The sequence below is a fragment of the Nonomuraea sp. NPDC050394 genome (assembly GCF_044459065.1).
Lineage (GTDB): Bacteria > Actinomycetota > Actinomycetes > Streptosporangiales > Streptosporangiaceae > Nonomuraea.
The window spans coordinates 18334-30750 of the sequence record NZ_JBITIO010000033.1 but is presented as its reverse complement, the minus strand read 5'-3'; the positions used below and the strand labels follow the sequence as shown (position 1 = coordinate 30750).

Sequence of the window (12417 nt, the reverse complement as noted above, 5' to 3'; positions counted from 1 at the left end):
ACCGGCTGGGCGGCTGCGTTTGGAGTCAGTGCGCTGCGTCGATGCGCGCCTGCACGGCCACGCGGTCGACGCCGAGCTGGTCGATCAGCTGGGCCACCGGGTTGGGCCAGCGCTGCGTGAGCAAGGCGTGCAGCAGCCGGGCGGGACCGTCGGCGCTCCTGTTTTTCCGCGTGGTGGCCTTGATCGCATGATTGATCGTGGCCCTGGCGCTGGTGGTCAGCGCGGTGCCCGGCACCGGGGGGTGCTTGGGCGGTCTGGCCTGCGGCGCCTGGCCGATGTCCAACCCGATCGCCTGAAGTGCCGCGGAGTCCAGGTCGGCCAGTGCAGCCCGCGCGGTGGCCAGGTCGACCTCTTCCGCGAGTGCCGGGTGAGGGTCGTGCAGCAGGCCGAGCAGCAGGTGCTCGGTGCCGATCCGCCGATCGCCGCGCCGTTGTGCTTCGTTTGCCGCCGCCTTGATCGCCTGGACAAACGGGCTCTTGCCGAACATGCTGCCTCACTTTCCGTATTTGGCGTGAACGGATTGTCGTGACATGCCGAGCGCGTCGCCGATCTGCTCCCAGGTCCACCCGTCTTCCCTGGCGAGCGCGACCGAGACGGCCTCCACTTGTTCGGCCAACCGGTGCAGCGCGCCGACCGCGCGTAGCCCCATAGCCGGGTCGTTCGACCTGATGCGTTGGGACAGTTCCTCCAGATCCACGCCGTCAGGCTAGCTTGACAGCGTGGATTTTGTCAATCTAGCCTGACAGGCATGGACGACATTGTGATCATCGGGGCAGGTCCCGTCGGGCTCATGCTGGCCTGCGAGCTGAGCCTGACCGGTTCCCGGCCCGTCGTGCTGGACAAACGGACCGAGCCAGGACAGATACCCAAAGCCAACGGGCTGGGCGGGCAGATCATCGACCTTCTCGACCATCGCGGCCTCCTGGAGCGGCTCAGCGCGGGCAGCCCGTTCTTCGGAGCACCGCCCGGTTTCCCGTTCGGGTCGGTGCCGCTGCGTTTCGCCGGTGTCGACGACCTCCCGCTGCGCCTGCTGATGATCCAGCAGCCACGCCTGGAGGAGATCCTGCGCGAGCGGGCGGCCGAGCTCGGCGTGCGGATCCGCTGGGGTCACGAGGTGACCTCACTCACGCAGGACGAGACCGGCGTGCGGGTGGACGACTTGCGCGCCCACTACGCGGTGGGCTGCGACGGCGGCCAAAGCCGGGTACGCGAGCTGTCCGGGGTCGGCTTTCCCGGCACGACCGACGACGAGGTGCTCTGGATCGGCCACTTCACCGCCGAAACCACCACCGGCGTGTTCGAGCATCCCGTCATCTCCGGGCTCGGCCCCGGCTGGAACCGCACCCCTCGCGGACGCGTCCTGATCACCGCACTGCAGCCCGGCGTCCACATCGTCGGCGTCCGTGAGAAATCGGGCAGTACGGCGGGGCCGACCACGCAGGCCGCCTTCCGTGCCGCCGTCCACCGCGTGCTCGGCCACGACCTGCCGCTCGGCGAGCCGACCTGGCTGTCACGCACCGTCGCGCAGGCCCGGCTCGCAGACCACTACAGGAGCCGCCGCGTATTCCTGGCCGGCGACGCCGCCCACCTGTTCCCGGCCGGGGGCTCGGCGCTCAACGTCGGCTTGACGGACGCGGTCAACCTCGGCTGGAAACTGTCCGCCCGGCTGGCCGGACGTGGCGCTGAAGAGCTGCTCGACACCTACGAGTCCGAACGACGTCCGGTCGCCGAGCGTGCCCTCATGCAGACCCGAGCCCAGGCGGCGCTCGACCGGATGACAGACGAGGAAGGCGCGGCACTCCGGACGCTGCTCACCGAGGTCTTCGCCTTCGAGGAGCCGGTGCGCCACCTGGCCGGCCTGCTGCACGGAGCCGACCTGCCGTACAGCACCGGAGACCATTCCCTGGTCGGACACCTGGTGCCCGACCTCCACCTGACCACGGACGGCGGCGAGCGGCGGGTGGCCGAGCTCATGCGTCGCGCCCGTCCCGTCCTGCTCGACCTCGGTGCCGGGATCGAGCAGAAGGACAGCGACTGGATCGACGTGGTCGCAGCCCGCTGCGACGACCCGCCCGCCGGCGCCATCTTGATCCGGCCGGACGGGTATGTCGCCTGGGCCGGCGACGACGGGCCGGCCTCGGCCGAGGCGATGCTTGCTCGAGCGTGAGCGATGGGTAGCCGACGAACATGTCTTGCCCATCGATGGCGGTGCAAGATGGCAACGCGCGTTCGTCGAACGACCGTGTGACGAACGAGCAGCGAACCAAACCTGACCGAGGCCAGGGAACAGCAACCGTAGCCCTCCCGTCGGTCCGCTGAGCAGGCCGCCCAACTACAGAGCGCTACTTTGGGGCTGAGGACGCCGTCACGGGCGGCGGGCCCGGATGACGACAGCCTCGACGCGGGTGGTGTTCCGGCCTTCACCTGGTAGTGCTTATGCTTGCGCGGCCTCGGCAGCGGTTTTCAGGTCTTTGAGCCAGGCTTCAAGGCCCATGTCCGAGTTGGGGTTGGCCTGGGGGCCGGTGTGGGTTTCCTCGGTACGCACCAGGACGCCGCCACGAACCTTGATGAAGTTCCAGACATGGACGCCGTCGACGTGGAAGCCGGGGCCGTCGGCCGGTCCGGTCCAGCGGATGCACCTGCCGTACTGGAGTTGCCGGACCTGGGAGGTGATGATGACCGTGCCGGGTGGGGCCGGCGGGCTGGCGGGCACCTGAATGGTCGCCTGGAAGCGGGAGCGCTTACGCAACGGGCCCGGGTCCAGGCGCTTCACGGTCATGGGGGCGACGGGTTTCTGCCAGGAGGGCCAGGCTTCCACGTCGGTCTGCAGATTCCAGATCGTGCGCAGCGGCGCCTGAATGAAGATCTCGCTCCGGTAGCGGGCCTGGGCGGCCGGGTCAACGCCTTTGCTTTGACAGGTCAGCGAGGCCGGGCGCGTACCGCGATCAGGGGTGGCCGCCTGGGCGGGGGCGGCCAGGACGGCTGCGAGGGCCAGCGGGGCCGCGAGCAGGGCGGCGCGCCTACCGGTCGAGCGAGTACCGAACATGGTCCTTCTCCTCAAGTAAGTTATAGCTACTTTCTATAGTTAGACCTTATAACGCTCACCTGCGGGCGTCAATCGACGACGGTGCCGGGGTTGAGGAAACCCGGGAAGGGCCAGCGTGGGCGCGTTCTCTTGCGTCACACCACGGCGTGACGCAAGCATCACCACCGGACCGTCACACCTGCGAGCGAGGAAGAGGAGGAGGAGGCAGCCGATGAGCGTCCAGGAACGGTGGCGCATCACCACCGGCCCGGCCGCCACCTCACCCGAGCCGGGCCCAAGCCCCGCGGAGCGGGACGCGCTGGCGCAGGCCGTATGCGAACGAGCCGAACACCCGGCCGCAGCCGCCCACCAGATACGCGACCGCCCGCCGACGACCCGGGCCGCGTCGCCGCGCTGCGGTCACTGCCCGGCCAGCTGCACGAGCTGCTGGCCGCGCACGTCGCCGCCCGCCGCGCCGACGGCGCCTGCTGGGAGTCGGTCGGTGCTGAGCTCGGCCTGCACTCCGACGCCGCTACCAGCCCCACCCGCCGACATCGGCGTCGACCGCGACGGTCACGACACCGTCCACGGCGAGGGCCAGGCCGTCGAGGTCGTCAAGGCCGACCCGAGCCCGGCTCCCCCGCCGCCGGACGTCACCTTGAAGCCAGTAGCCGTGGAGCCGAGCGCCGAGCTGGACAGCCCCCGTCCAGGCTGGCCCGGCGCTGCCGTACAAGAGCACGCCGACCCGGTACGGCGCCGCCGCTGGTTCACCGCCGCCCAGCTCTCGCCGACGTCCAGGTGGTGGCGACCGGCCGCGGCGACGGCGTGGAACTCACCGCCAGATGCATTTCATGCCTGCGGCCGCGACGTCGAGATCGAACGCCTCCTCGCGGAGCCGGTAGTCGACGCCGCCGATGGCGACGGGCAGATTCGCAGGAGTGCATACCGCCGGATAGTCCACCTCTCCCTTTTCGGCGCGCGCCAACGCCCGCTCCACGTGTGGCCGACCGAGCCCGACCATGTGCACGCAGGCAGATCGCGGGGCAGAAGGTCGCGCACGGTGACAGGGATGGCGACGGTGGCCTTGATGGGGCGAGGAGCATCGATCACTGGTGCGAGGATGTCAAGCGGCGCAGTAGCAGGGCAACGTGTTAACCCGCCCTGTCGAGCCCTGTGCAGGCCGTTTCAATAGTGGTCATCTAAGATCCGGTTCTCCAGCAGGCGGTTTTCCCGCCGTGAATTGTCATCGTGGGGGATGGCGGATTCCTCCCGTGACGCCCCGCCTCAGCCGCGTAGGCGGCGTCACGACCTGCTGCGCCTGTACGCCGGCGAGCAGGCAGGCCGGACCCTCGGCCAGCACGAGGTGTGGCAGGCGGTTGACCGGCTGCTGGAGCACCACCTGCACCGGACGCGGGTCGCCGACACCGCGCCGGCCGTGCCCATAGACGCCTTGGTCTCAGGATCGAAGAGCACCCAATTGACACCATCGAAACCGCGAATTGCGTCAGTTCTATCGGTGGTCTCACCAGAACTGACGCACTCCAGGTCAGTGAGGGAGCTCTGCGACAGAACAACTGAGACGGAACACGAGGCCCCTCCCCCGAGCAGACGCTGAAGGGCGAGACATTCGCATCCGCCGAGGATGTGACGTGGATTTCTTGGCCCGGGTAGGCCCCGCGCCTGCTCTCACGGGCTCTGCCGCATCGCGCGGGCGATCCTGGCCAGCCGCTGGACCTGCGCCGCCGCTGCGTTCTCGTGGTCGTCCGACGGCGCGGGCTCGATGAATCTCCTGATCACGGCGGGGTCGTCCACCGGCGGCTCGCCCGCGCGTCTGCGGGTGATGGCGAGCGTGAGCATTTCGGCGGCGATGGCAGCCTCCGGGTCCTGGCCGCCTTGGGCGTACAGGCGGGCCTCGCGTTCGGCGCGCGCCGACATCCACGGGCTGAGCAGGACGTAGCCGTCGAGGATCTCGACGGTCAGCCGGATGCGCCGCAGTTCGGGCCGCACCGGGCGGGGCCGTAGCGCGATCTGCGGGACCACGTCGTGCAGGACCTGCCAGAGCGGGCGCAGACGCCGGCAGTCGCGGCGGGCGAGGAGGTTGTCGAGCAGGCGATTCAGGCCGATCTTCTGGCCCCAGGCGGGTACGGTCGCGCCGGTGAGGATCGCGACGATCGCCACGACGTACAGAAGGAGAACGACCTTGTCGAGCACGACGGTGGACGCTCCGACGCTCGCGGCGATCATCGCCGCGAGTTTGGCCGCGATGTAGGCCAGGCCGAAGAGCACGCCCACCGCGAGCAGGCGGGTGCCGACGGCCAGGAGCGGGCGCGAGACGATGCGGGCGTAGCGGGTGGCGGCGATCGCGAGGTGCGTCATCCACCAGCCCAGGCAGACCAGGTAGAGGACGGTGTGCGGGGCCTCCGCGGGGGTGGGGGTGGCGGTGTAGTACGCCGTGCTGCGCACGTAGGGATCGGCCAGCCCGTACAGCGCGGGCGACAACGGGAACAGGACCGCGATGGCGGCCACGGCGGCCGCCGACATCGTCAGGCCGAGGCGGACCCGCCGCAGCGCGCGTTCGTCCTGGGCGGCGAGAAGGATGAACAGGGCGTGCCCGGCAGAGGCCGCGATCAGCGTCAGGCAGTTCCCCAGGGCCCGGCTCAGGCCGAGGACCCCCAGCTCCTGGTCGAGTTGCGGCGCGACCGCCTGGACGGTCAGCGCCAGCGTGATCGCCGTCTGGGTGAGGCACATGAAGCCCAGCGGCCGGTTGCGCGGCTGGCGGACCAGATGCGCGATCTTGATCGCGGTCATGACCCAGCAGGCGAGCGCGATGGCGAGTTGCGCCAGTTGAAGCGGCGTCACCGCTGGGCCGCGCCTTCCAGTGTGGCGATCAGCCGGGCGAGTTGCTCGGGGGTGGCCGTGCGGCTCCAGGGCAGCGATGACCAGCTCTGCACCCGCCGCACGGTCACCGTGCCGAACAACTCCGCACGCAGTTCGGCCGGCTCCGAGTAGCCGCTGCGCCGCTGGATCCCGCGTACCGCCGCGTGGTCGATCTCGGGGCTCAGCATCGCCAGGAGTTCACCGACGTCCGTGGTGGCCGTGTCGTCGTCGAACAGCATGTGGCCGAGTTCGTGGGCGATGATCTGGTACTGCCTGACCGTGCCGATGGAGCTGTCGAAGAAGACGTAGTCGGCCTGTCGCGCGGCGACCCAGAGGCCGTGGGGGGCGGAGACGGGGAGTTCGCGGGCTATGAGGTGGATGTCGCGGTCGCGGTGTTCCTCGATCCGTTCGCATAACTCCGGGATCGTGAAGGTTCCGGGTAGGCCGAGAGAGTCGAGCAACGCCTCGGACTGACGGCATAACGCGCCGACCTGCCGCCGCCTTCGTACAGCGGAGATGAACTCCCCCGACGCCACGCCCCCAGTTTTGACCGAAGATCGATACCGGTCAACCCTGGCCGGGGCCCGGCTCGCGCTTACGGGACGGCTTGGGCGTGACCGATTCCTCCATCTGGCGCACATGGTCGATCATGGCGGTGATCGCGTCCAGGGCGGCCGGGGACAACTCGGCCTCCATGGCGCGCATGGCCAGGCGTTTGATCCCCGGATCGTTCAGCGCCCGGACCAGTTTCAGCCGCGCCTCGACGGCGGCGGCGTGCTCGTCGTCGACGTCTTCGTCGACGAAGTAGCTCGGGCGGACCTCGAAGAAGCGTGCCAGGGCTTGGACCGTCTCCACCGACGGGTTGTCCCTGACGCCTTTGCGGAGGTAGCCGATGTAGCTGGCCGAGATGTCCGTGGCGGCGGCGACCTCGCTGTTGGTGTACTCCCTGTGCGCCTCGTTCGGCCGGACCGTCTCGAAGAGGAGGTTCAGCTTGCCGGCGAAGCTCCTGCGTTCACTATTGTGAATCACTGTCAAACACTCTGCACAATCGTTGACTGCCGCGTGTCGGCGTGATTATGTTCCTGGTGTGCCTGCACAACTATAGTGCAGCGCCGGACGCGTCCCACCCCTCGGTAGTCGATCCTGGAGGTCGCTTCATGGCACGCCGATCGCGCACCAGCATGATCCTGGCCGGAGTCGCTCTGGCCGGACTCGGTCTCCTCGCCCCCATCAGCAGCGCTTCCGCCGCAGCGCCCGACCCTGAGGGCACGGTCACCTTGCAGCGAGCCACGACGACGACGGCGGCCGCCGCCGCCTGCTGGACCACCATCGGGCAGCCGAACGGTAACGGCACCACGATCACCGTGACCTATCGCAACTGCGGAAGCTCGAGAGTGCGCATCACCCCGATCGCCCACGCCATCGCCTTTGACGGCACCTACACCTACGTCGGCAACTGCACTTGGTTCAACCCGGGACAGACCATGTACTGGACCGTCTACCCGCACCAGTTCCCGCCCGTCGACACGACCGGGTGGGGCGTGACCAACTGCATCTGACCGTGCAGGGGGTGGCATCGCCGATGCCACCCCGTCGTCCTCGCCGCTTCGCATACCCGCTCGGTCAACGGCGCACCCGATAGCGCAGGTGAAGCACCCGGTTGCCCTGAATCATCACGTCAGGATCCTCCAACAGGTGCTGCGCGTGAACCGACCCGAAGTAGCGCTTGCCGGACCCGAACACGACGGGTACGACGTCCATGCGAACCTCGTCGATCAGGCCCGCGGCGAGCATCTGGCCACCGACGTCGCCGGCGGCGACCTCGACCATGCGGTCACCCGCAAGCTGCCGCGCCTTGGCCACGGCTGCCTCGACGCCGTCGACGAAGTGAAACGGCGCCTCGGGGTCCCAGCCCTCGGGCGCCGGCCGGTGCGTCACGACGACCACGTGGTCGATCCCGCCCGGTGGCTTCCCGTCCCAGCCGTCCGTCATGTCGAAGACGTGGCGGCCGGCGATGGTGACTCCGATCTGATCCCAGTACGGGCGGGTGTAGTCGTAGGACGTCCGCGACACCTTCAGCTCGCCGCTCTCGTCCAACGGGACGTCACCGCTGGTCAACCAGTCGAACAACGGTCCGGGTTGATCATTCTCGTCGGCGATGAAGCCGTCCACCGACACCGAGCTGTACATGACGACCTTGCCCACGGGAACTCTCCTCTGCTCTGGGGTGCCCCCAAATTAGCGGGTCGTGAGCTGCCGCTCTTGTAAGAAATCAATCGGCGGGCAGCGGCCAGCCGTCCAGCGTGTGGCCGGGATGTTCGCGCAGGAACCGCCGCCGGACTTCGACGTACCGGGTCGGCGTGAGCCCGGTGAACGCCCGGAACTCGTGGCCGAAGTGCGCCTGGTCGAAGTAGCCCGCGCCACCGGCGAGCTCGCCCCAGTCGATCGGTCCGGCGGGGTCGATCGCGAACACGGTGGAGGTGAAGCGGCAGGTGCGGGCCAGCCGCTTCGGCGTGACACCAATGATTTCCTTGAACCGCTGCGCCAGATGAGTGCTGCTGACACCGGCCGCCACGCTCAGGTCGCCGATCGCCACCGCCCCGCCGGCCGCCGCGATGACGGTGCTCGTATGGCGCACCAGCCCCAGACCGGCGGTCGCGCGCAGCCGTCCCATCAGCTCCTCTTCGAGGAGCGTCAGCATCTCGTACGGCCCGGCCGCCGCGGCCAGCCGGTCCCGCAGCCCGGCAACGGCGGGGCGGCCCCAGACCTGCTCCACCGTCACCGGCCGGTCACACAGCTCGCCCGTGGGCATCGGCAGGAACGGCGCCGGCCCCCACGGCTTGAAGTGCACGCCGACCGATCGGGTCCCCGGCGGATAGCCGAACTCGAAGGCGCGGGTGGGCATGGTGACCACGCAGCCGTCGGCGTACTCGGCCGTCTCGATCTCGGTGCCGGCGCGGATGCGGAACGGCGCCCCGAGGTTGACAATGAGCAAGGCCGCCGGCATCGGCGGCAGCACCAGCCGGGCGTACGGCGGCGCGCCCTCCAGGTAGTAAAGGTCGTCGATCAGCCCGTCCAGCGGCGGTCGCGGCACTCTGGACACGTACTCCACGCCCACAGTATCGCCGACACCCCACCGGCGCAGCACGCAGAGTCACACCTGCACCACTCGCTCAGGGCTACTTGGGGTCGTTGAGTGCCATTCGGGCGGCACGCATCTCCGCGTACATTTCCCATGGTCCTTGCGGGAGGACGTGCCCAGTCTCCAGGTAGGTCTTGAGGTTGGCCAGCACGCACGGCCATCCGGCGGAGACCGAGACGAGTTCGTCGTGGTCGGTCAGGTTCTCGTGATTGACGGTGAGCCGGACGATGTCGCCGTGCGGCTCGATGTCGAAGGTGATTCGGCCGGGACCGCCGGGGCGCTCCTCGTTCGGGCCGGACCGGGTGATCACCAGCCGGTTGGGCGGTACGGCCTCCAGCACGGTGCCGACGAGGTCGACGATCCCGGAACCATCGGTGCGCGGATGCTCCCAGGCCGAGCCGACCTGCCAGTCGGAGACGTTGCAGTGCTCCGCCCAGTATTCGGCGGTCACGTCGGCGTCGGTCAGCGCGTGCCAGACTCGCTCCGGCGTGGCCTGGATGAAGGTGACGTACACAAAAGCCGGCCTGTCGGCCATGTCGTGCTCCTCTCCTCGTTGTTCCGGGTCGCTCAGCGGTCGGTCCTGACACCGATGACGTTCCCGTACCTTGAGCCATCAAGGTACGCTAGAGACAGTTACCTTGACATGTCAAGGTATGGTATCCGGTCGTACGCCGCGAGTCCCCGTCGAGGACCACCGGAGCAGCCGCGCACGCGCCATGGCCGGGCGCCGTAAGGGCATACCTCCGATATACCGGGCCCCCTTAGCGTTGCCCTCTCCAGACCGACAACCGCAGAGGGGACCTGAAGATGAGAAAGATCTGGATCATGGCCGGAATGGCGGCCACCACCATGATCGTCGCTTCCGCCGGGGCGGCCCCGGCCGCTGCCGCAGCGCCGAGTACCTCGTCGGATGCGCCGAGGTACGCCAGCGACGTCAAGACCAAGGCCCACAGCAACAGGACCGGTCTCGGCACACTGCAGATGCGCTACGGCAAGTACAAGGGCAAGACCTGGATCTGGGCCCGCATCGAGAAGCCGACGAAGCTGGCCAACGACAAGTACGAGATCACGATCGTCGCCCAGGGCACGTATCTCCACAAGAACATCGACGGCACCAGCTACACCAAGGCGTTCGAGGCCAAGGACGGCGTGAAGTACTACGTGTGCATTGCCAAGATCAACGCCGCCACGTGCACGGGCGGCTCGCTCTCGTGGGTCTACTGACGCGCGAGGCGGGCAGACCCCGGCCTCGGGTAGGAAGCCGGGGTCTGCTTGTGAGGGTGCCGCCGGCAGGCATCGGCCCCCGCCTGAGGTCTGCCGGGACGCTCCGGGCCTACTGGCCCGGCTTCGCGGCCAGGTCGTCGACGTAGCCCATGGCCTCGTAGGTCTGCTGGAGCAGCGGCGTCGTCTTCCCCGCTTCGATGACGTCGAGCTCCAGGAGCTTGGCGGTCTTGTCGTCGAAGATCAGCCGGTAGGTGATCCGGCCGGCCGCGCCGGTCTCGTCGGGTCCGGTCGTCTCCAGGGCGACCCCGGTACGGCCCTTGCCATCGGCCACGCCCGTCTGCGACGTCAGCTTGGACGTGGAATCGGCCAGCACCTCGTAGAGGGCAGCCCTGGTGCCCGACGTGATCGGGGCGGACAGCAGGTCGGCGCCCGTCTGCCACAGGTACAGGGCGAGCGGCACCTGCTTGTCGCCCTGCTCGTACAGGCCGTGCAGCTTCGCCTTCAGCGCCGCCTTGTCGGTCGGCAGCTTGGCGATGCTGGACCAGGTGAGGCTGTCGTTGCCGATCGAGACGATGCCCTCCGGGGCGCCTTCCTTCGTCTTCTGCCGGTCATCCTCGGACAACCTGGGCGAGCCCGCCTGCTGCCACTTTGCGCGGTCCTCGGGCGTCGCGAACTCGATCTTCACGTCCTGGTTCTTCACCGAGCGGCCGGTGGCGTTCTTGAGCGAGCGCCAGCTTTCCGCGGTGTCGCCGCGGGTCGCGGTGTAGGGCAGTTCCGCCCTCTTCAGAGCGTCGACCTTGTCCTTGAACTCCCCGCGGGCGGCCTCCAGTTCGGCGAGCTTGTCCTTGAACCGCGCCTCCTTGGCCTTCAGCTCGTCGTCCAGTTCCTTGAGCTTGGCCTTGTACTCCAGCGGGGCGACGTGAACCATCTGCACAGTGCGCACCCGCGAGTACCAGAACTTGCCCGAGGTGATCGGCTCCTCGGCGGCCACCTTGGCCGCGGCGAGCAGGACTGTGCGCGTGTTCGCGGCGGCGCCCGTCTTGACCCGCGCCGGGGACTCTTGCGTGCCGGAGGGCAGCGCGGCGGTCGGAGCGCCGGTCGCGGGGTCCGCGGAGACGAACTGCGGAACGACGATCACCGCGGCGGCGAGTCCCGCCGCGGCAACGCCGAGCAGCGTCAGGGGGCGGCGCTTGGCCATGGAAAACCTCCGAAGGTGGTGAGGGGCCCGTGGGGTCTGGAACGCGCGGGCGAGGTCGGCTGAACGGCGCCGCCGATAGGCGTCCTCGGTGAGCGTGTCCGGGCGTAGCGTCGTGATCAGTTCATTGATGGGGTCGTTGTCGTTCATGGCTGTCCCTGGAAGGCGAAGTGAGGCGGGAGCTTGAGCGCGTCGGCCAGGCGACGGCGTGCGCGATGCAGCCGGACGTTGTACGTGCGCGGCGAACAGCCCGCCGCCTGGGCCGCCTGCGCGGGCGTGAGGCCGTACCAGTTGGCCAGCACCACCGCCTCGACGTCCTGTTCGCTCAGGCTCGCCAGTACGGCCAAGGCCTCCTGCCGGCCGGTGACCCGCTCGGCCACGTCGCCTTCGACGAAGGAACTCAGCCCGGCCAGCCGCGCGATCAGCTCGTCGCTGCGCAGCCGGCGGACACGCTGGTTGCGCAGCAGGTTGCGTGTCACGCCGAGCAGCCACGGCAGCGGCTGATCGGGCAGATCGTCCAGACGCCGCCATGCGACCAGGAACGTCTCGCTGGTCAGGTCCTCCGCCATGGCCGGCTCGGCACGCAGCAGGGCATAGCCCAGCACGTTCCGGTAATGCCGGTCATAGAGGTTGGTGAATCGTTCTTCTGGATCGTCCACATCTAGAACTGTCTTGAAAGGGCCTCCGGATTACCGGCCAGCCAAAAATTTACGCTACGTCTGCGCTCCGGCCGCCCCCGCGGAGCCGCGTCCAGGCCGCGATCTGCCTGCTCAGCCGTACGCGAGGGCGCAAAGCGGTCGGCGAGGGCGTGTCACTCACCGACCGATCCAGGCGCACCTGGACGCCAAGCTGCCAGCGATGGATGCGGCGAGGAGCCGGCCGGCCGCCTGGCCGAGGCCGGTGACGACGCCTGGTGCGGATGGTCACCCCGCCGGATGGGCATTCCCGGTTGCC

Annotated in this window: 16 protein-coding genes; 3 read left to right on the top strand and 13 right to left on the bottom strand. The window is 68.9% G+C overall.

The features are described 5' to 3' along the window. Positions 1 to 25 precede the first annotated feature (25 nt). Complete coding sequence (locus ACIBKY_RS54465; protein ID WP_397110463.1) at positions 26 to 487, bottom strand: Clp protease N-terminal domain-containing protein; 462 nt, start codon at positions 485 to 487, stop codon at positions 26 to 28. 6 nt (positions 488 to 493) lie between these two features. Then, positions 494 to 697, bottom strand: coding sequence for a hypothetical protein (locus ACIBKY_RS54460; protein ID WP_397110461.1), 204 nt, complete (start codon positions 695 to 697; stop codon positions 494 to 496). Positions 698 to 748: 51 nt separating this feature from the next. Between ACIBKY_RS54460 and ACIBKY_RS54455 the strand changes: the two genes are divergently transcribed. Continuing rightward, the gene (locus tag ACIBKY_RS54455; protein ID WP_397110459.1) at positions 749 to 2167 is read left to right on the top strand and encodes an FAD-dependent monooxygenase; all 1419 of its coding nucleotides are present in this window, start codon (positions 749 to 751) and stop codon (positions 2165 to 2167) included. Between the two features lie 267 nt (positions 2168 to 2434). Here the strand turns inward: ACIBKY_RS54455 and ACIBKY_RS54450 are convergent, their stop codons facing one another. The 6 genes from ACIBKY_RS54450 to ACIBKY_RS54425 all read right to left on the bottom strand — a co-directional run bounded on the left by ACIBKY_RS54450 (position 2435) and on the right by ACIBKY_RS54425 (position 6931). Next, on the bottom strand, positions 2435 to 3046 hold the full coding sequence (locus ACIBKY_RS54450) for an SRPBCC family protein (RefSeq protein ID WP_397110457.1): 612 nt from the start codon (positions 3044 to 3046) through the stop codon (positions 2435 to 2437). A gap of 511 nt (positions 3047 to 3557) precedes the next feature. Then, positions 3558 to 3764, bottom strand: coding sequence for a hypothetical protein (locus ACIBKY_RS54445; protein ID WP_397110455.1), 207 nt, complete (start codon positions 3762 to 3764; stop codon positions 3558 to 3560). A 93-nt stretch (positions 3765 to 3857) separates the two neighbouring features. Beyond that, positions 3858 to 4010, bottom strand: coding sequence for a hypothetical protein (locus ACIBKY_RS54440; protein WP_397110453.1), 153 nt, complete (start codon positions 4008 to 4010; stop codon positions 3858 to 3860). A 701-nt stretch (positions 4011 to 4711) separates the two neighbouring features. Continuing rightward, entirely contained in the window at positions 4712 to 5884 is a 1173-nt protein-coding gene (locus tag ACIBKY_RS54435; protein ID WP_397110451.1) for an MAB_1171c family putative transporter, read from the bottom strand. Then, complete coding sequence (locus ACIBKY_RS54430; RefSeq protein WP_397110449.1) at positions 5881 to 6438, bottom strand: hypothetical protein; 558 nt, start codon at positions 6436 to 6438, stop codon at positions 5881 to 5883. Before ACIBKY_RS54430 ends, ACIBKY_RS54435 begins: the two co-directional genes overlap by 4 nt. A gap of 31 nt (positions 6439 to 6469) precedes the next feature. After that, positions 6470 to 6931 (bottom strand): helix-turn-helix domain-containing protein, encoded by a 462-nt coding sequence (locus ACIBKY_RS54425; RefSeq protein ID WP_397110447.1) that lies wholly within the window; start codon positions 6929 to 6931, stop codon positions 6470 to 6472. A 128-nt stretch (positions 6932 to 7059) separates the two neighbouring features. Here ACIBKY_RS54425 and ACIBKY_RS54420 point away from each other — a divergent pair, with 128 nt between their 5' ends. Continuing rightward, positions 7060 to 7461, top strand: coding sequence for a hypothetical protein (locus ACIBKY_RS54420; RefSeq protein ID WP_397110445.1), 402 nt, complete (start codon positions 7060 to 7062; stop codon positions 7459 to 7461). Between the two features lie 64 nt (positions 7462 to 7525). Here ACIBKY_RS54420 and ACIBKY_RS54415 read toward each other — a convergent pair whose 3' ends face one another. From ACIBKY_RS54415 to ACIBKY_RS54405, 3 genes are all read right to left on the bottom strand, one after another. Then, positions 7526 to 8107, bottom strand: a complete 582-nt coding sequence (locus ACIBKY_RS54415) for a dihydrofolate reductase family protein (protein WP_397110443.1) — start codon at positions 8105 to 8107, stop codon at positions 7526 to 7528. A gap of 67 nt (positions 8108 to 8174) precedes the next feature. Continuing rightward, positions 8175 to 9014 (bottom strand): helix-turn-helix domain-containing protein, encoded by an 840-nt coding sequence (locus tag ACIBKY_RS54410; protein ID WP_397110441.1) that lies wholly within the window; start codon positions 9012 to 9014, stop codon positions 8175 to 8177. Between the two features lie 67 nt (positions 9015 to 9081). Then, on the bottom strand, positions 9082 to 9579 hold the full coding sequence (locus tag ACIBKY_RS54405; RefSeq protein WP_397110439.1) for an SRPBCC family protein: 498 nt from the start codon (positions 9577 to 9579) through the stop codon (positions 9082 to 9084). 272 nt (positions 9580 to 9851) lie between these two features. On the opposite strand from ACIBKY_RS54405, the gene ACIBKY_RS54400 reads away from it, so the two are divergent. Beyond that, on the top strand, positions 9852 to 10268 hold the full coding sequence (locus tag ACIBKY_RS54400) for a hypothetical protein (protein WP_397110437.1): 417 nt from the start codon (positions 9852 to 9854) through the stop codon (positions 10266 to 10268). Between the two features lie 109 nt (positions 10269 to 10377). Here ACIBKY_RS54400 and ACIBKY_RS54395 read toward each other — a convergent pair whose 3' ends face one another. Next, a complete protein-coding gene (locus tag ACIBKY_RS54395) occupies positions 10378 to 11613 on the bottom strand; it encodes a hypothetical protein (protein WP_397110435.1) in 1236 nt (411 codons plus the stop codon). Further along, positions 11610 to 12122 (bottom strand): RNA polymerase sigma factor, encoded by a 513-nt coding sequence (locus ACIBKY_RS54390; RefSeq protein ID WP_397110433.1) that lies wholly within the window; start codon positions 12120 to 12122, stop codon positions 11610 to 11612. The genes ACIBKY_RS54395 and ACIBKY_RS54390 overlap by 4 nt, the downstream gene beginning before the upstream one ends. Positions 12123 to 12417 lie beyond the last annotated feature (295 nt).